Source organism: Micromonospora sp. WMMA1949 (genome assembly GCF_027460145.1).
In the GTDB taxonomy this organism is placed as follows: Bacteria; Actinomycetota; Actinomycetes; order Mycobacteriales; family Micromonosporaceae; genus Micromonospora.
Genome location: NZ_JAPZBG010000001.1, coordinates 4,596,987 through 4,614,847 on the forward strand (window position 1 = coordinate 4,596,987; position 17,861 = coordinate 4,614,847).

At 72.0% G+C, this 17,861-nt stretch carries 13 protein-coding genes and 1 pseudogene; 13 read left to right on the plus strand and 1 reads right to left on the minus strand.

Annotated features, from left to right (window positions below; all coding sequences use genetic code 11):
- The first annotated feature begins 207 nt into the window (after nucleotides 1-207).
- From rsgA to O7607_RS21815, 7 genes and pseudogenes are all read left to right on the plus strand, one after another.
- A complete protein-coding gene (rsgA, locus tag O7607_RS21790; RefSeq protein ID WP_269705012.1) occupies nucleotides 208-1,287 on the plus strand; it encodes a ribosome small subunit-dependent GTPase A in 1,080 nt (359 codons plus the stop codon).
- 208 nt (nucleotides 1,288-1,495) lie between these two features.
- Nucleotides 1,496-4,438 carry an excinuclease ABC subunit UvrA gene (uvrA, locus tag O7607_RS21795; RefSeq protein ID WP_269705013.1) on the plus strand — a complete coding sequence of 981 codons (2,943 nt, stop codon included), beginning with the start codon at nucleotides 1,496-1,498 and terminating at the stop codon, nucleotides 4,436-4,438.
- Nucleotides 4,439-4,556: 118 nt separating this feature from the next.
- On the plus strand, nucleotides 4,557-5,045 hold the full coding sequence (locus O7607_RS21800) for a Rieske (2Fe-2S) protein (protein ID WP_269705015.1): 489 nt from the start codon (nucleotides 4,557-4,559) through the stop codon (nucleotides 5,043-5,045).
- Nucleotides 5,046-5,204: 159 nt separating this feature from the next.
- A pseudogene (locus O7607_RS30595) lies at nucleotides 5,205-5,426 on the plus strand (transposase); the annotation flags it as partial.
- A 14-nt stretch (nucleotides 5,427-5,440) separates the two neighbouring features.
- Nucleotides 5,441-6,034: an IS5 family transposase gene (locus tag O7607_RS21805; protein WP_442929436.1), complete on the plus strand. Its 594-nt coding sequence runs from the start codon at nucleotides 5,441-5,443 to the stop codon at nucleotides 6,032-6,034.
- Between the two features lie 29 nt (nucleotides 6,035-6,063).
- Entirely contained in the window at nucleotides 6,064-8,010 is a 1,947-nt protein-coding gene (gene uvrC / locus O7607_RS21810; protein WP_269705017.1) for an excinuclease ABC subunit UvrC, read from the plus strand.
- A gap of 781 nt (nucleotides 8,011-8,791) precedes the next feature.
- A complete protein-coding gene (locus tag O7607_RS21815) occupies nucleotides 8,792-9,451 on the plus strand; it encodes a C39 family peptidase (RefSeq protein WP_269705018.1) in 660 nt (219 codons plus the stop codon).
- Nucleotides 9,452-9,553: 102 nt separating this feature from the next.
- Here O7607_RS21815 and recQ read toward each other — a convergent pair whose 3' ends face one another.
- A complete protein-coding gene (gene recQ / locus O7607_RS21820; RefSeq protein ID WP_269705020.1) occupies nucleotides 9,554-11,440 on the minus strand; it encodes a DNA helicase RecQ in 1,887 nt (628 codons plus the stop codon).
- Between the two features lie 199 nt (nucleotides 11,441-11,639).
- On the opposite strand from recQ, the gene rapZ reads away from it, so the two are divergent.
- The 6 genes from rapZ to tpiA all read left to right on the plus strand — a co-directional run bounded on the left by rapZ (nucleotide 11,640) and on the right by tpiA (nucleotide 17,829).
- Nucleotides 11,640-12,536, plus strand: coding sequence for an RNase adapter RapZ (gene rapZ, locus O7607_RS21825; RefSeq protein WP_442929536.1), 897 nt, complete (start codon nucleotides 11,640-11,642; stop codon nucleotides 12,534-12,536).
- Nucleotides 12,533-13,537, plus strand: coding sequence for a gluconeogenesis factor YvcK family protein (locus O7607_RS21830; protein ID WP_120568917.1), 1,005 nt, complete (start codon nucleotides 12,533-12,535; stop codon nucleotides 13,535-13,537). Before rapZ ends, O7607_RS21830 begins: the two co-directional genes overlap by 4 nt.
- A gap of 54 nt (nucleotides 13,538-13,591) precedes the next feature.
- Nucleotides 13,592-14,572, plus strand: a complete 981-nt coding sequence (gene whiA / locus O7607_RS21835) for a DNA-binding protein WhiA (protein ID WP_018788213.1) — start codon at nucleotides 13,592-13,594, stop codon at nucleotides 14,570-14,572.
- A 264-nt stretch (nucleotides 14,573-14,836) separates the two neighbouring features.
- Nucleotides 14,837-15,841, plus strand: coding sequence for a type I glyceraldehyde-3-phosphate dehydrogenase (gene gap / locus O7607_RS21840; RefSeq protein ID WP_269705023.1), 1,005 nt, complete (start codon nucleotides 14,837-14,839; stop codon nucleotides 15,839-15,841).
- Nucleotides 15,838-17,037 (plus strand): phosphoglycerate kinase, encoded by a 1,200-nt coding sequence (locus O7607_RS21845; protein ID WP_269705025.1) that lies wholly within the window; start codon nucleotides 15,838-15,840, stop codon nucleotides 17,035-17,037. The genes gap and O7607_RS21845 overlap by 4 nt, the downstream gene beginning before the upstream one ends.
- Nucleotides 17,038-17,829, plus strand: a complete 792-nt coding sequence (gene tpiA / locus O7607_RS21850; RefSeq protein ID WP_269705031.1) for a triose-phosphate isomerase — start codon at nucleotides 17,038-17,040, stop codon at nucleotides 17,827-17,829. It begins immediately after the preceding gene.
- The last annotated feature ends 32 nt before the right edge of the window (nucleotides 17,830-17,861 follow it).

Here is a 17,861-nt window from a genome sequence, read left to right on the forward strand (position 1 = left end):
GACCCTAGCGGGCCGGACCTTGCCGTGCCCGCGGGGAAATCGCTTTCGGCGCGTCGGCGCGCCACCTACCGTCGGGGCCGACGAGGTCGGGCCGCGCGGTCCACCTCGTCGCGAACGCGGCACCGGGAGTCGGAGGGGAGGTGGTGTGCATGCCGGTCGCAGCGCGTGTGTTCCGCCGTACCTCCCCTCGACACCGATGAGGACACCATGACTCTCGATCTGACCGCCCTCGGCTGGGACGCCGGCTGGGCGGCCCACCTCGACCGGCGCGCCGGCCACCGTCACGGGCGCGTCGCCCGGGTGGACCGGGGCGTCTGCACCGTGCTGTGCCCGCAGGGGCCGGTGCGGGCCAGCCTCGGCGGCGGCGTGCTTTCCGCCGCCGCCCGTGACCTGACCGCGTTGCCCTGCGCGGGTGACTGGGTGCTGCTGTCCACCTGGCCGGACGGCCCGGTCACGGTGGAGGCGGTGCTGCCGCGGCGGACCGCCCTGGTGCGGCGTACCGCCGGCAAGGACGCCAGCGGCCAGGTGCTGGCCGCCAACCTCGACGCCGCCGCGGTGGTCGAGCCGGTGCACCCGGAACCGGACGCCGCGCGGATCGAGCGGCTGCTGTCCCTGGTGCACGAATCCGGGGCGGAGCCGCTCGTCGTGCTCACCAAGGCCGACCTCGCCGCCGACCCGGAAGCGGTGGCCCGGCAGCTGACCGACCTCGCGCCGGGGGTGCCGGTGCTGCCGGTCAGCGCCGAGCGGGGCACCGGCCTGGCGCCGCTGCGCCGCCACGTCGCCCCGGGGCGCACGCTCGGCCTGCTCGGCCCCTCCGGGGCCGGCAAGTCGAGCCTGGTCAACGCGCTCGCCGGGGCCGACGTGATGCGTACCCAGGCGATCCGCCGGGTCGACGGCAAGGGCCGGCACACCACCACCTGGCGGTCGCTGGTGCCGCTGCCGGGTGGGGGAGCGGTGCTGGACACCCCCGGCGTACGGGCGGTCGGCCTGCTCGACGGCGCGGCCGGCCTGGACCGGGCGTTCGCCGACATCACCGAGCTGGCCGCCGGCTGCCGGTACGGCGACTGCGCCCACGACGCCGAGCCGGGCTGCGCGGTGCGGGCCGCGCTGGACGACGGCGAGCTGCCGGTGCGCCGCTGGGAGAGCTGGCGGCGGCTCCAGCGGGAGATCGAGTACGAGAGCGGTCGCCGCGCGGCCCGGCTGGCGGCCGAACGGCGGGGTGGCCGGCGGGGCGGGAGGCGACGGACCGGACGTCCGGCGACCCCGCCCGCCCCCGGGGGATTCTGAACCGGCCCGGGCCGGTCGGGCCGACCTGCGTGGTTCGCGCCCGACCGGCCTGAGCTGGGGGAATGTTCGCGCGACGGAAGTTGTCATACGTCGGGGCTAGAGTTGCCGAGGCGTCTTTTCTGCGCCCCGACAACCTGTGAAAACCACCCAGACCCGGCGTCTGGTGCACAGATCCGCCTCATATCTTTCTTCCGGGAGCACACGCACCGTGGCCGACCGACTGATCATCCGTGGCGCGCGCGAGCACAACCTGCGTGACGTCAGTCTCGACCTGCCCCGGGACGCCCTGATCGTCTTCACCGGGCTCTCCGGTTCGGGCAAGTCGAGCCTGGCGTTCGACACCATCTTCGCCGAGGGGCAGCGCCGCTACGTCGAGTCGCTGTCGTCGTACGCCCGGCAGTTCCTCGGTCAAATGGACAAGCCCGACGTCGACTTCATCGAGGGCCTCAGTCCCGCCGTCTCCATCGACCAGAAGTCCACCTCGCGCAACCCGCGCTCCACCGTCGGCACCATCACCGAGGTCTACGACTACCTCCGTCTGCTGTTCGCCCGTATCGGCGAGCCGCACTGCCCGATCTGCGGCGAGCGGATCTCCAAGCAGAGCCCGCAGCAGATCGTCGACCGCGTCCTGGCCATGGCCGAGGGCACCCGGTTCATGGTGCTCGCGCCGGTGGTGCGCGGCCGCAAGGGCGAGTACGTCGACCTGTTCGCCGAACTCCAGGCCAAGGGCTACGCCCGGGCCCGGGTCGACGGCGTGGTGCACCCGCTGACCGAGCCGCCGAAGCTCAAGAAGCAGGAGAAGCACACCATCGAGGTGGTGATCGACCGGCTCAGCGTCAAGCCGAGCGCCAAGCAGCGGCTGACCGACTCGGTCGAGGCCGCGCTCGGGCTGTCCGGCGGTCTGGTGCTGCTCGACTTCGTCGACCTGCCGGAGGACGACCCGGCCCGGGAGCGCCGCTACTCCGAGCACCTGGCCTGCCCGAACGACCACCCCCTCGCCATCGAGGACCTCGAACCCCGGGTCTTCTCCTTCAACGCCCCCTACGGCGCCTGCCCGGAGTGCACCGGCCTCGGCACCAAGAAGGAGGTGGACCCGGAGTTGGTCATCCCCGACCCGGAGCGCACGCTGCGCGAGGGCGCGATCCAGCCCTGGGCCACCGGGCACAACCTCGAATACTTCCTGCGGCTGCTGGAGGCGCTCGGCGAGGCCGAGCACTTCGACATCGACACGCCGTGGCGGGCGCTGCCGTCGCGGGCGCAGAAGACGATCCTGCACGGCTCCGACGACCAGGTGCACGTGCGCTACCGCAACAAGTACGGCCGCGAGCGCTCCTACTACACCGGCTTCGAGGGCGTGGTGCAGTGGATCGAGCGCCGGCACACCGACACCGAGTCGGAGTGGTCCCGGGACAAGTACGAGGGCTACATGCGGGACGTGCCCTGCGCGGCCTGTGGCGGCACCCGGCTCAAGCCGGAGGTGCTCGCGGTCACCCTGGCCGGCAAGAGCATCGCCGAGGTCTGCAACCTCTCCGTCGGCGAGGCGGCCGACCTGCTCGCCGGCATCGAGCTGACCGACCGGCAGAAGATGATCGCCGAGCGGGTCCTCAAGGAGATCAACGCCCGGCTGAAGTTCCTGCTCGACGTCGGCCTGGACTACCTCTCGCTGGACCGCCCGGCCGGCACGCTCTCCGGCGGCGAGGCCCAGCGCATCCGGCTCGCCACCCAGATCGGCTCCGGTCTGGTCGGCGTGCTCTACGTGCTCGACGAGCCGTCGATCGGCCTGCACCAGCGTGACAACCACCGGCTCATCGAGACGCTGCTGCGGCTGCGCGGGCTGGGCAACACGCTGATCGTGGTGGAGCACGACGAGGACACCATCCGGGTGGCGGACTGGATCGTCGACATCGGCCCGGGCGCGGGCGAGCACGGCGGCAAGATCGTGCACAGCGGCTCGGTGCCGGCGCTGCTCGACAACACCGAGTCGGTCACCGGGGCGTACCTGGCCGGGCGCAGGTCCATCCCGACGCCCGCCACCCGCCGGCCGCAGACCCCGGGCCGGGAGCTGGTGGTGCAGGGCGCGCGCGAGCACAACCTGCGCAACCTCACCGTGAGCTTCCCGCTCGGCCAGCTCATCGCCGTCACCGGTGTCAGCGGCTCGGGCAAGTCGACGCTGGTGAACGACATCCTCTACGCCGTGCTGGCCAACCAGATCAACGGCGCCCGGCTGGTGCCCGGCCGGCACACCCGCATCACCGGCCTGGAGAACGTGGACAAGGTCGTCGGCGTGGACCAGTCGCCGATCGGGCGGACGCCGCGCTCCAACCCCGCCACGTACACCGGCGTCTGGGACCACATCCGCAAGCTGTTCGCCGAGACCACCGAGGCCAAGGTCCGGGGGTACGGCCCGGGCCGGTTCTCGTTCAACGTCAAGGGCGGCCGCTGCGAGGCGTGCTCCGGTGACGGCACCATCAAGATCGAGATGAACTTCCTGCCGGACGTCTACGTCCCCTGCGAGGTGTGCAAGGGCGCGCGCTACAACCGCGAGACGCTCGAGGTGCACTACAAGGGCAAGACGGTCGCCGAGGTGCTGGACATGCCGATCGAGGAGGCGGCCGAGTTCTTCTCCGCCATCCCGGCCATCCACCGGCACCTCCGGACGCTCGTCGACGTCGGTCTCGGCTACGTCCGCCTCGGCCAGCCCGCGCCGACGCTGTCCGGCGGCGAGGCGCAGCGCGTCAAGCTCGCCTCCGAACTGCAGAAGCGCTCCACCGGCCGCACCGTCTACGTGCTCGACGAGCCCACCACCGGCCTGCACTTCGAGGACATCCGCAAGCTGCTGATGGTGCTGGAGGGCCTGGTCGACAAGGGCAACACGGTCATCACCATCGAGCACAACCTCGACGTGATCAAGACCGCCGACTGGCTCATCGACATGGGCCCCGAGGGCGGCCACCGGGGCGGCACCGTGCTCGCCACGGGCACGCCGGAGGAGGTCGCCGAGGTGCCGGAGAGCCACACCGGGCAGTTCCTGCGGCCGATCCTCAAGCTCGACGGCGAGGCCAAGGGCGCCAAGGCGGCCACCACCCGGGCGGCAAAGGCCAACGGCAGCGCCAAGTCGCGGACCCGCAAGGTTCCCGCCGGGGCGCGCTGACCCATCCGGTACGCGTTTTCGCAGGCCGGGCCGTCGGTGCCCGGTCTGTGACGCGCCAGTATGAACCGTGCCCCACGCTGGTGCGTGTTTCCGCAGTAAGCCAAGAGAAAGGCCGGATATGAGTGATGATCAGGCGTTGACCCGACCGGTCACCCAGAGCCGCCGTACCCTGCTCGCCGGGGCCGGAGCGCTCGGCGCGGCCGTGGTGCTCGCGGGCTGCGGCAGCGACGACGACGCGTCCCCGGGGGCGGCCCCGACCAGCGGCGGCCCGCCCGGCGCCACCGCGACCGGCGACGCCGGCGGCGGCGACCGGGACGGCAGCAGCGCGCTGGCGCGCACCTCGGACATCCCGGTCGGCGGCGGTGCCGTCTTCGCCAGCCAGGGCGTGGTGATCACCCAGCCCGAGGCCGGCCAGTTCAAGGCGTTCGACCCGATCTGCACGCACCAGCGCTGCCCGGTGTCGAACGTCGACGGCGGCACGATCAACTGCACCTGCCACAACAGCCGGTTCTCGATCGTCGACGGCTCGGTGAAGGGTGGCCCGGCCACCAAGCCGCTCGCGGCGAAGGAGATCAAGGTCGACGGCGACCAGATCAAGCTGGCCTGACCCGTTCCGCGCCCCCGCCGGCACGTCGTCGGCGGGGGCGCGGCGACGGTCGCGTGTCAGGGGTGCGGACTAGGGCGTGTCCTGCCGATCATGTAGTGGTTGATCGTTGACGATGTGCCGGTGGTGCGTCGTGGTGAGTTGACCGATGAGGCGTGGGCGGTGATCGCGCCGCTGCTACCGGAACCTGGTGGGGCGCGGGGGCGGTGGCGGGATCACCGTCAGGTCATCAACGGGATCTTGTGGAAGCTGCGTACGGGTGCGCCGTGGCGTGACCTGCCGGAACGCTTCGGGCCGTGGAAGACCTGCCACGAACGGCTGCGCCGCTGGACCGCTGATGGGACATGGGATCGGGTCCTGGCCGCGGCGCAGGTGCATGACGACGGCACGCCGGTGCAGTGGACGATCAGCATCGACTCGTCGATCGTGCGGGCGCACCAGCATGCCGCTGGCGCCCGCAAAAAGGGGGCTCCCCGGCAAGTGCGGCGACGCCTGGTGCGCAGGATGGCGAGGCCATCGGCCGGTCCCGCGGCGGGTTGAGCACGAAGATTCACCTCGCGGTCGACGGACGCGGACGGCCGCTGTCGATCCTGCTCACCCCCGGCCAAGCCGGCGACAACCCGCAGCTGTTGGCGCTGCTGGACGCGATCCGCGTCAACGAGCCCGGGCCGGGTCGGCCCCGCAAGCGACCGGAGGTGCTGATCGCGGACAAGGGCTATGCACATGACTCGACCCGGCGAGCCCTGCGACAACGCGGGATCCGGCACGTCATCCCGGAACGCAGCGACCAGGTCGCTCGCCGGGCCGCCAAGGGCAGCCACGGCGGGCGACCACCGGCCTTCGACAAGGCGATCTACAAGAAGCGCAACGTCGTGGAACGCTGCTTCAACCGGCTCAAGCAGTGGCGTGACCTAGCAACTCGATACGCCAAACGCGCATCCCTCTACCGAGCCGGCCTCGTCCTGATCGCTGCCGTCATCTGGCTCCCATGATCGACAGGACACGCCCTAGGCTTGACACCGTGGCTGACCCCTCGACCTACCGTCCCGCGCCCGGCACCATCCCGGAGTCGCCAGGGGTCTACCGCTTCCGCGACGGCACCGGCCGGGTGATCTACGTCGGCAAGGCGCGCAACCTGCGCAGCCGGCTCAACTCCTACTTCGCCGACCCGGTCGGCCTGCACCAGCGCACCCGGCAGATGGTGTTCACCGCCGAGTCGGTCGACTGGATCACCGTCGCCACCGAGGTCGAGGCGCTCCAGCAGGAATACACCTGGATCAAGCAGTACGACCCCCGGTTCAACGTCCGCTACCGCGACGACAAGTCCTACCCCTACCTCGCGGTCACGCTCGACGAGGAATACCCCCGGTTGCAGGTGATGCGCGGGGTGAAGCGCAAGGGCGTGCGCTACTTCGGGCCGTACTCCCACGCCTGGGCGATCCGCGAGACGCTCGACCTGCTGCTGCGCGTCTTCCCGGCGCGGACCTGCTCGTCCGGGGTGTTCAAGCGGGCCGGGCAGGTCGGCCGGCCCTGCCTGCTGGGCTACATCGGCAAGTGCTCCGCGCCGTGCGTCGGCAGCGTCACCGCCGACCAGCACCGGGAGATCGTCGACGGCTTCTGCGACTTCATGGCCGGCCGCACCGACACCATGGTCCGGCGGCTGGAGAAAGAGATGCTCGACGCCAGCGAGCAGCTGGAGTTCGAGCGGGCCGCCCGGCTGCGCGACGACGTCGCGGCGCTGCGCCGGGCGATGGAGAAGCAGACGGTGGTGCTCGGCGACGGCACCGACGCCGACGTGGTCGCCTTCGCCGACGACCCGCTCGAAGCCGCCGTGCAGGTGTTCCACGTCCGCGGCGGCCGGGTGCGCGGTCAGCGCGGCTGGGTGGTGGAGAAGACCGAGGAGCTGACCACCGGCGACCTCGTGCACCACTTCTGCACCCAGGTGTACGGCGGCGAGCAGGGCGAGGCCGACGTGCCCCGCGAACTGCTCGTCCCCGAGCTGCCGGGCGACGCCGAGGCGCTCGCCGACTGGCTCACCGCCCGCCGGGGCAGCCGGGTGTCGCTGCGGGTGCCGCAGCGCGGCGACAAGCGGTCGCTGCTGGAGACCGTCGAGCGCAACGCCAAGGACGCGCTGGCCCGGCACAAGCTCAAGCGGGCCGGTGACCTGACCACCCGCAGTCAGGCGCTCGACGAGATCGCCGAGGCGCTCGGCATGAACACCTCGCCGCTGCGCATCGAGTGCTTCGACGTGTCCCAGATCCAGGGCACCGACGTGGTCGCCAGCATGGTCGTGTTCGAGGACGGGCTGCCCCGCAAGAGCGAGTACCGCCGGTTCATCGTGCGCGGCGCCACCGACGACCTGTCGGCCATGTCCGAGGTGCTGCGGCGGCGGTTCGCCCGCTACCTCGACGCCCGCGCCGAAACCGGCGAGCTGGGCGAGGAGACCGCCTCCGACCCCGACCGCCCCGGCATCGACCCGACCACGGGGCGACCGCGCAAGTTCGCGTACCCGCCGCAGCTCGTGGTGGTCGACGGCGGCCCGCCCCAGGTCGCCGCCGCCGCGAAGGCGCTCGCCGAGCTGGGCATCGACGACGTGGCGCTGTGCGGGCTGGCCAAGCGGCTGGAGGAGGTCTGGCTGCCCGACGACGAGTTCCCGGTGATCCTGCCGCGCACCTCCGAGGCGCTCTACCTGCTGCAGCGGGTCCGCGACGAGGCGCACCGCTTCGCCATCACGTTCCACCGGCAGCGGCGTTCCAAGCGCATGACCGAATCCGCGCTGGACAACGTCCCCGGCCTCGGTGAGGTACGCCGCAAGGCGCTGCTGCGGCACTTCGGCTCGTTGAAGCGGCTGGCGTCCGCCACGGTGGAGGAGATCACCGAGGTGCCCGGGGTGGGCAGGCGTACGGCCGAGGCGATCCTGGCCGCGCTGGACGGCTCCACCACCACCGAAGCCGCCCCCCGTTCCTGACCCTTCTCCTGCTCGCGCCTGCTCGCGCCTGCTCGCGCCTGCCGTCGTGGGCCCCGGCCGCTGTCCGGCGTGCGTCAACAAACGCCCGGTGTCCGGTCCGCCGGCCCCCCACCGCCGTCGCGTGCCGTGGGTGGAACGCCATGGGTGCCTCGGGCTGCTTTTGGCACCCATGCCGCTCCAGTCGCCGTCGCCAGGTGCCTCGGGTGGAACGCCATGGGTGTCTTCGCCCGCCTTTGACACCTACGCCGTTCCAGCCACGCCTCTTCCCGATAGGCGAAACCGCCATCCCGTCCCCTGATCTTGCAGTTGGTGCCCAACAAGTGCCCGCTTTGCGAGGCTTGTCGCGCACCAAACTGCAAGATCGGCCGTGCGCGTGCACCGCGCGAAGGCGCCGCCCAGCGCGCCCTGGGACCGATGTCCGGTTTGCCGGCGTGGCGCGTTGTGGTCGGCGCCATGCTCACGGCGGAATCCGGGGTGGGGCGCAGGCGTTGTACATGGCTGACCGCCCAGGCACCAGAGCCGAGCGCTCAACCCGGTCCGCCCGGCGCCACAGGTCAGGTCACGGGAATCGCCCCGGCCCGGCCGTCGTTACATCCCCCGACGACGAGCACCCCCGCCGCTGGGAAGGACCCCGGCCCGGTGGTCGTTACATCCCCGAGCCGCGCAGAGCAGGCCCCTCCGGGTCGCCCGCGCGCCAGCCCGTCCGACGGGCACCCCTCAAGACTTTCCCCCTTCGCGGCACCCCCTGCCGCGTATCCCCCACTTCAGGGAGGCAACCATCATGGCTACCACTCTGCTGCGCAAGACCGTTCTGACCGCTGCCGGTGTCGTCGCCACCGCTGGTGGCATCGCCGGCCCCGCCATCGCCGCCCACGCCGCCCCCACCACCGGCACCACGAGCGTGGTCGCCGACCGTAAGAGCGGTCCTGGCGAGCGGGAGCTGGACGTGCGCTACGAAGCCCAGCCCAACTTCTACTTCTGCGGCCCCGCCGCCGCCCGCAACGCGCTGAGCGTGCAGGGCAAGAACATCGACGTGCACGCCATGGCCAAGGAGATGGGCACCACCGAGGCCGGCACCAACTCCATCAACGACATCACCCCCGTGCTGAACAAGGAGACCGGCGCGAAGGACGCCTACAAGTCGGTCGAGATCAGCACCCCCAAGGCCGACGACAAGCAGACCGACAAGCTTCGCGCCGACGTGGTCAAGACCGTCGACGCCGGCCGGGCCGTGGTCGCCAACATCGCCGGCACCGCCACCGACACCGACGGCACCACCCACTCCTTCGAAGGCGGCCACTACATCAGCGTCATCGGCTACCGCGACGACGGCCACACCGTCACCATCGCCGACAGCGCCGACCCGAACACCGCCACCTACCGCATGAGCATCGACAACCTCGCCGACTGGATCGCCACCCGCGGCTACAGCACCAGCTGACCAACCGCACCACCCCGCCGCGCCCACGAGTGCAGAGCAAGAACAAGACGCACGCGGAAGGGCCCGACCCCCACCACGGGGGCCGGGCCCTTCTCGCGTGCGTCAGGACTCGGCGAGGACGGCCAGGATCGCCTCGCCGTACTTGGCGAGCTTGTTCTCACCGACCCCGTTGACCCGGGACAACTCGGCCAGCGAGACGGGTGGCTCGGCGGCGATTTGCCGCAGCGTCGCGTCGTGGAAGATGACGTACGCCGGGACGCCCTGCTCCTTGGCGGTGGCCGCGCGCCACGCGCGGAGCCGCTCGAAGACGGGCGCGGCGGCGGGGGACAGGTCGGCGACCACCGTGGCGGCGCCCCGGGGTTTGGCGGACCGGCCGCCCGCCGGACGTTCCGGCTCCTTGCGCAGGGTGACAGTGCGGCGGCGGCCGAGCACGTCCGCGCTCGCGTCGGTCAGCGCCAGCGTGCCGTAGTCGCCCTCGACGGCGAGCAGCCCTTCGGCGAGCAGTTGCCGCACCACGCCCCGCCACTCGGCCTCGCGCAGGTCGGTGCCGATGCCGAAGGTGCTCAGCGCGTCGTGGCCGTACTGGTCGATCTTGTCGGTGTGCTTGCCGAGCAGGATGTCGATGCTGTGCCCGGCGCCGAACCGCTGGTTGCGTTCGCGGTCGAGCCGGTAGACGGTGGACAGCAGCTTCTGCGCGGCGACGGTGCCGTCCCAGGACTCCGGCGGGTCGAGGCAGGTGTCGCAGTTGCCGCAGTCGGCCACCTCGGTCTCGCCGAAGTATTCGAGCAGCTGGGCGCGGCGGCAGCGGACCGTCTCGCAGAGCGCCAGCATCGCGTCCAGGTGGGCGGCGAGGTTGCGCCGGTGCGCCAGGTCGCCCTCCGACGTCTCGATCATCTTGCGTTGCTGCACCACGTCCTGGAGCCCGTACGCCAGCCAGGCCGTGGACGGCAGCCCGTCGCGCCCGGCGCGGCCGGTCTCCTGGTAGTAGCCCTCCACCGACTTCGGCAGGTCCAGGTGGGCGACGAAGCGTACGTCGGGCTTGTCGATGCCCATGCCGAACGCGATGGTGGCGACCATGACCAGGCCGTCCTCGCGCAGGAACCGCTGCTGGTTGGCGGCGCGGGTCGAGGCGTCCAGCCCGGCGTGGTACGGCAGCGCGGGGATGCCGTTGGCGACCAGGAACTCGGCGGTCTTCTCCACCGAGGCCCGGGACAGGCAGTAGACGATCCCGGCGTCGCCGGGGTGCTCGTCGCGCAGCAGGCTCAGCAGCTGGCGGCGCGGCTCCCGCTTGGGCACTATGCGGTACTGGATGTTGGGCCGGTCGAAGCTGGCCACGAAGTGCCGGGCCTCGGTGAGCCGCAGCCGGGTGGCGATCTCGGTGCGGGTCGCCCGGGTCGCGGTGGCGGTCAGCGCGATCCGCGGTACGTCCGGCCAGCGCTCGTGCAGCATCGACAGGTTGAGGTAGTCGGGGCGGAAGTCGTGGCCCCACTGGGAGACGCAGTGCGCCTCGTCGATCGCGAACAGCGCGATCCGCCCGCGTTCCAGCAGGCCGAGCGTGGACCGCACGGCGAGCCCTTCCGGGGCGAGGTAGAGCAGGTCCAGCTCACCGGCGAGGTAGGCCGCCTCGACCCGGCGCCGCTGCGCCGGATCCTGGGTCGAGTTGAGGAACCCGGCCCGGACGCCGACCGCGGTGAGGGCGTCGACCTGGTCCTGCATGAGCGCGATCAGCGGCGACACGACCACCGCCACACCGTCGCGGACCAGCGCGGGGATCTGATAGCACAGCGACTTGCCGCCACCGGTGGGCATGAGCACCAGCGCGTCGCCGCCGGCCACCACGTGCTCGACGACCTCCTGCTGGAAGCCGCGGAAGGCGTCGTACCCGAAGACCCGCCGCAACACGTCGAGCGCATTGCCGGTCGGTGGGGAGCCGGCCGGTGGGGAGGTGGCCGATGGGGAGGTGGTCCGCTCGTCGGTGGGGGAGACCATCCGCGCAGTCTACGAGCGTCCCCCGACAGCGCCCGCCTCGGCGAGCCGTCCCGAGGGCGGCGAACTGTTCCGGTCGTCACCCCGTGGAATCCCGAGCCGGGTCGCAGCCGTTAGAGTCGCTGATTGACCATGCGCGGCCGACCGGCCGCGGCGCCACGGCTGGGGGTAGCGGGTGAGCGAGGCGCGTACAGCGGGTGACCTGGGGCCGACCGAGGGGGAGACGGCGCCGGCCGAGTCGGACACCTCCCTGGTGGTGGTGACCGGCCTGTCCGGCGGCGGTCGCAGCACCGTGGCCCGGGCGCTGGAGAACGTCGGCTACTACGTGGTCGACAACCTGCCGCAGGCGTTGCTGCTGGACATGGCCGAGCTGGCGTTCAAGGCCGGCGGCGCGGCCCGGCGTACGGCGATGGTGCTGGACGTGCGCTCCCGCGCGTTCTCCACCGACCTGGCCGGGGCGATCCGGGAGCTGCGCGAGCGCGGCTTCTCCCCCCGGGTGGTCTTCGTCGACGCCGACGACGAGGTGCTGATCCGCCGGTTCGAGAGCGTGCGCCGCTCGCACCCGTTGCAGGGCGACGGGCGGCTGGCCGACGGCATCGCGGTCGAGCGGACCCTGCTGGAGGAGGCCCGCGAGCAGGCCGACGTGATCATCGACACCAGCCACCTGAACGTGAACCAGCTGCGCCGCCGGGTCGAGGAGCTGTTCGGTGGTGAGGACGCCCGCCGGCTGCGGATCACCGTGATCTCGTTCGGCTTCAAGTACGGCCTGCCGCCGGATGCCGACTTCGTGATGGACGCGCGCTTCCTGCCGAACCCGTACTGGGTGCCGGAGCTGCGTGAGCACACCGGCCGGGAGGAGGCGGTCAGCGCGTACGTGCTGGGCCAGGAGGGCGCCGACGCGTTCGTGGCCGGCTACGCCGACCTGGTCAACGCCACCACCGCCGGGTTCGAGCGGGAGGGCAAGCGCTACCTGACCGTGGCGGTCGGCTGCACCGGCGGCAAGCACCGCAGTGTGGCCATCGCCGAGGAGCTGGCGTCCCGGCTGCGCCACTCCGGCATCGCCGCCAACGCCCAGCACCGGGACCTGGGGCGGGAGTGACCCCGACCAGGGTGGTCGCCTTCGGCGGCGGGCACGGGCTCTCGGCGTCGCTGCGGGCGCTGCGTCACTGCGTACCCGAACTGGACCTGGACATCACCGCGGTGGTCACCGTCGGTGACGACGGCGGCTCCAGCGGCCGGTTGCGCGCCGAGCGCGGCGGCCTGCCGCCGGGCGACCTGCGTCAGGCGCTCGTCGCCCTGGCCGGTGACCACCCGGCCACCCGGCGCAGCGCGGCGTTGTTCCAGCACCGCTTCGCCGCCGCCGTGCCGCCGGCGCCGACGATCGCCGCGCCGGTCCCGGTCGCGGTGGGCGACTCGCTGGCCGGTCACGCGGTCGGCAACCTGCTGCTGCACGGGCTCACCGAGCTGCTCGGCGATCCGGTGGCCGCGCTCGACCACGCCGGGGCGATGCTCGGCGCGGTGGGACGGGTGCTGCCGATGTCCCGCCAGCCGGTCGGCATCGAGGCCCGGGTCCGCGGCGCCGACCCGGAGCATCCGGACGAGGTGTCCACGGTGCGCGGCCAGCATCAGGTCGCGGTCACCCCGGGCACCGTCGAGTCGCTGCGGCTCAACCCGTCCGCGCCGGCCGCGTGCGCCGAGGCGGTGACGGCGGTACGCGCGGCGGACTGGCTGATCTTCGGGCCCGGCAGCTGGTACACCAGCGTGCTGCCGCACCTGCTGGTGCCGGGGCTGGCCGACGCGATCGTGTCCAGCCCGGCGCGGCGGCTGGTGACACTCAACCTGGTGGCCGAGAAGGAGACCTCAGGGCTCTCCCTGCCCGACCATCTGGACACCCTGCGGCGCTATCTGCCCGAGCTGAAGGTGGACCGGGTGCTCGCCGACTCCACGGCGGTGGGTGATCCCGCGGCGGTCGAACGTGCGGCAGAATCGCTTGGTGCCCGGCTGGTCCTCGCTCCCGTCGCCGTCCTGGACGGCACGCCCCGTCATGACCCAGCCGCCCTGGGCGCCGCGCTGGTGCCTGTCCTGCGCGCCGATCGTTAGACACGTACGTAAACACCGGCGACACGCCGGAACCGGTCCGTGAGGGGGCGCACTATGGCGATGACGGCTGCGGTCAAGGACGAGCTGAGTCGGGTCGACGTGCCCAAGCCCTGCTGTCGCCGGGCGGAGATGGCCGCCCTGCTGCGTTTCGCCGGCGGCCTGCACATCGTGTCGGGCCGCGTCGTGGTCGAGGCGGAGCTGGACACCGGCGCGGTGGCCCGCCGGCTGCGGCGGGAGATCGCCGAGGTCTACGGCTACCCGAGCGAGATCCACGTGCTCGCCTCCGGCGGCCTGCGCAAGGGCAGCCACTTCATCGTGCGGGTGGTCAAGGACGGCGAGGCGCTCGCCCGGCAGACCGGCCTGCTCGACGTGCGGGGCCGCCCGGTGCGCGGCCTGCCGCCGCACGTGGTGGCCGCGAACGTCTGCTGTGCCGTGTCGGCCTGGCGGGGCGCGTTCATGGCGCACGGCTCGCTGACCGAGCCGGGCCGTTCGAGCGCCCTGGAGATCACCTGCCCCGGCCCGGAGTCGGCGCTGGCGCTGGTCGGCGCCGCCCGCCGGATCGGCATCACCGCCAAGAACCGCGAGGTGCGCGGCGTGGACCGGGTGGTGGTCAAGGACGGTGACGCAATCGCCGCGCTGCTCACCCGCATCGGCGCGCACTCCAGCGTGCTGGCCTGGGAGGAGCGGAGGGTACGCCGGGAGGTGCGCGCCACCGCCAACCGGCTGGCCAACTTCGACGACGCCAACCTGCGCCGCTCCGCGCGTGCCGCGGTGGCCGCCGCCGCCCGGGTGACCCGCGCGCTGGAGATCCTCGCCGACGACGCCCCGAACCACCTGACCTCGGCCGGGCGGCTGCGGCTGGAGCACCGTCAGGCCTCGCTGGAGGAGCTGGGCGCGCTCGCCGAGCCGCCGCTGACCAAGGACGCCATCGCCGGCCGCATCCGCCGGCTGCTCGCGCTGGCCGACAAGCGTGCCCGTGACCTGGGCATCCCGGATACGGAAGCGGCAGTCACGCCGGACATGCTCGTGGTCTGATAGGACTCGGGCGGCAGCGCACCGCGAGCGGGATCACCACCCGCCGCAGCGCGACGCCGCGCGCTCGGATATGGTCGCTGCGTACGGCAAGGGGGCCGGAACAGGCGCTCCTCGCCGTGCTCACCGCCTCGGGCGGTCAGGTCTCCGGGACCGCGGCGGGGTGGCCGAGATGACATGTCGACGGCCGGCTCCAACGGTCGGCGCACACACCTCCGCCGGCCCCGGTCTGGCGCCGGCGGACCAGAACGCGAGGAGATGGGACCTGTGACCATCCGGGTTGGCATCAACGGCTTCGGCCGGATCGGCCGCAACTTCTTCCGGGCAGTGCTGGCGTCCGGCGCTGACATCGAGGTCGTGGCGGTCAACGACCTGACCGACAACGCGACGCTCGCCCACCTTGTCAAGTACGACAGCATCCTGGGCCGCCTCCCGCACGAGGTGAAGGCCACCGCCGACGAGATCACCGTGGGCGGCAAGACCATCAAGGCGTACGCCGAGAAGGACCCGGCCAAGCTGCCGTGGGGCGAGGTCGGCGCCGACGTCGTCATCGAGTCCACCGGCTTCTTCACCGACGGCACCAAGGCCAAGGCGCACCTCGACGGCGGGGCCAAGAAGGTCATCATCTCCGCGCCGGCGAAGAACGAGGACGTCACCGTGGTCATGGGCGTCAACCAGGACCAGTACGACCCGGCCAAGCACAGCATCATCTCGAACGCCTCCTGCACCACCAACTGCCTCGCGCCGATGGCGAAGGTCCTGCAGGACACGTTCGGCATCAAGCAGGGTCTGATGACCACCATCCACGCGTACACGCAGGACCAGAACCTGCAGGACGCGCCGCACAAGGACCTGCGCCGGGCCCGGGCCGCCGCGCTCAACATCGTGCCGACCTCGACCGGCGCCGCGAAGGCCATCGGCCTGGTGCTGCCGGAGCTCAAGGGCAAGCTGGACGGCTACGCGCTGCGCGTGCCGATCCCGACCGGCTCGGCCACCGACCTGACCGTCGAGGTCGGCCGGGAGACCACTGTGGACGAGGTGAACGCCGCGCTCAAGGCCGCCGCCGAGGGCCCGCTGCGGGGCATCCTCACCTACAACGAGGACCCGATCGTCTCCGCCGACATCGTGACCGACCCGGCGTCGTGCATCTTCGACGCGCCGCTGACCAAGGTGATCGGCAACCAGGTCAAGGTCGTCGGCTGGTACGACAACGAGTGGGGCTACTCGAACCGCCTCGTCGACCTGGTCAAGCTGGTGGGTCAGTCGCTGTGACGATCCGTAACCTCGACGACCTGCTCGCCGAGGGGGTGTCGGGTCGGCGCGTGCTGGTGCGCGCCGACCTGAACGTCCCGCTCGACAAGCAGACCGGGGAGATCACTGACGACGGCCGGATCCGGGCCGTCCTGCCGACGCTGAGCGCGCTGGTGCAGGCCGGCGCGAAGGTGGTCGTCTGCTCGCACCTGGGCCGCCCGAAGGGCGCGCCGGACCCGCAGTTCAGCCTCCGCCCGGTCGCCGGGCGGCTCGGTGAGCTGCTCGGCGCCCCGGTGCACTTCGCCGAGGACACCGTCGGCGACTCGGCGCGGGCATGCGTGGCCGACCTGGCCGACGGGCAGGTCGCGCTGCTGGAGAACCTGCGGTTCAACAAGGGCGAGACCAGCAAGGACGACGCGGAGCGGGGCGCGTTCGCCGACCAGCTCGCCGCGCTCGGTGACGCCTACGTGGACGACGCGTTCGGCGCGGTGCACCGCAAGCACGCCAGCGTGCACGACGTACCGGCCCGGCTGCCGCACTACGCGGGCCGGCTGGTGCTGCGCGAGGTCGAGGTGCTCAGCCGCCTCACCGGCTCCCCGGAGCGGCCGTACGTGGTGGTGCTGGGCGGCTCGAAGGTCTCCGACAAGCTCGCCGTGATCGAGGCGCTGCTGCCGACCGTGGACCGGCTGCTCATCGGCGGCGGGATGTGCTTCACCTTCCTCAAGGCCCAGGGCCACGAGGTGGGCACGTCGCTGCTGGAGAAGGACATGGTCGAGACCTGCCGCAACCTGATGGAGCGCGCGCCGGGCAAGATCATGCTCCCGGTCGACGTGGTGGCCGCCGACGCGTTCGCGCCTGATGCCGCGCACGACACCGTGCCGGCCGACGGCATCCCCAGCCACCGGCTGGGCCTGGACATCGGCCCGGAGACGGTGGCCGGTTTCGCCGCCGCGCTGTCGCAGGCGAAGACCGTCTTCTGGAACGGCCCGATGGGCGTGTTCGAGATGGCGGCGTTCGCCAACGGCACCCGGGGCGTGGCCGAGGCGATCACCAAGGCCGACGCGTTCAGCGTGGTCGGCGGCGGCGACTCGGCCGCGGCGGTGCGCGCGCTGGGCCTCGACGAGTCCTCGTTCGGGCACATCTCCACCGGTGGTGGCGCCTCCCTGGAATACCTGGAGGGCAAGACCCTCCCCGGCATCGCGGCCCTGGAGAACTGAATGGCGAGCACGACCCGCCGGCCGCTGATGGCCGGCAACTGGAAGATGAACCTGAACCACCTCGAGGCCAACCTGCTGGTGCAGAAGCTGGCCGCGAGCCTGAACGAGAAGCAGCTCACCGACGTCGAGTGCGTGGTGCTGCCGCCCTTCACCGACCTGCGTACCGTGCAGACCGCCGTGGACGGCGACAAGCTGCTGATCGGCTACGGCGCGCAGGACCTGTCTCCGCACCCGTCCGGCGCGTACACCGGTGACATCGCCGGGCCGATGCTGGCCAAGCTGGGCTGCGGGTACGTGGTGGTCGGCCACTCCGAGCGGCGGCAGTACCACAACGAGGACGACGCGCTCGTCAACGCGAAGGTGGCGGCGGCGCTGGCGAACGGGCTCACCCCGATCCTCTGCATCGGCGAGGGCCTGGAGGTCCGGGAGCAGTCGGGTCAGGTGCGGCACTGCTGCGACCAGCTCGACGGCGCGCTGAAGGGGCTCACCGCCGAGCAGGTCACCAAGGTCGTCGTGGCGTACGAGCCGGTCTGGGCGATCGGCACCGGCAAGACGGCGACCCCGGAGGACGCCCAGGAGGTCTGCGGCGCGGTGCGCAAGCGCATCGCCGAGACCTACGACGAGGGCACCGCCGCGCAGGTCCGGATCCTGTACGGCGGGTCGGTCAAGGCGTCGAACGTCGCCGCGATCATGGCGCAGCCGGACGTGGACGGGGCCCTGGTCGGGGGCGCCAGCCTGGACGCGGACGAGTTCGCGCAGATCTGCCGGTTCCCGGAGCACATCGCTCGCTGATCGCTCGCTATCCTTGACGCTGCCCGTCCACC

Excerpts from the sequence above, each read along its gene's own strand:
- rsgA (WP_269705012.1), top strand. The coding sequence starts at position 208 with ATGACTCTCGATCTGACCGCCCTCGGCTGGGACGCCGGCTGGGCGGCC.
- O7607_RS21800 (WP_269705015.1), top strand. The coding sequence starts at position 4,557 with ATGAGTGATGATCAGGCGTTGACCCGACCGGTCACCCAGAGCCGCCGT.
- O7607_RS21815 (WP_269705018.1), top strand. The coding sequence starts at position 8,792 with ATGGCTACCACTCTGCTGCGCAAGACCGTTCTGACCGCTGCCGGTGTC.
- recQ (WP_269705020.1), bottom strand. The coding sequence starts at position 11,440 with ATGGTCTCCCCCACCGACGAGCGGACCACCTCCCCATCGGCCACCTCC.
- whiA (WP_018788213.1), top strand. The coding sequence starts at position 13,592 with ATGGCGATGACGGCTGCGGTCAAGGACGAGCTGAGTCGGGTCGACGTG.
- tpiA (WP_269705031.1), top strand. The coding sequence starts at position 17,038 with ATGGCGAGCACGACCCGCCGGCCGCTGATGGCCGGCAACTGGAAGATG.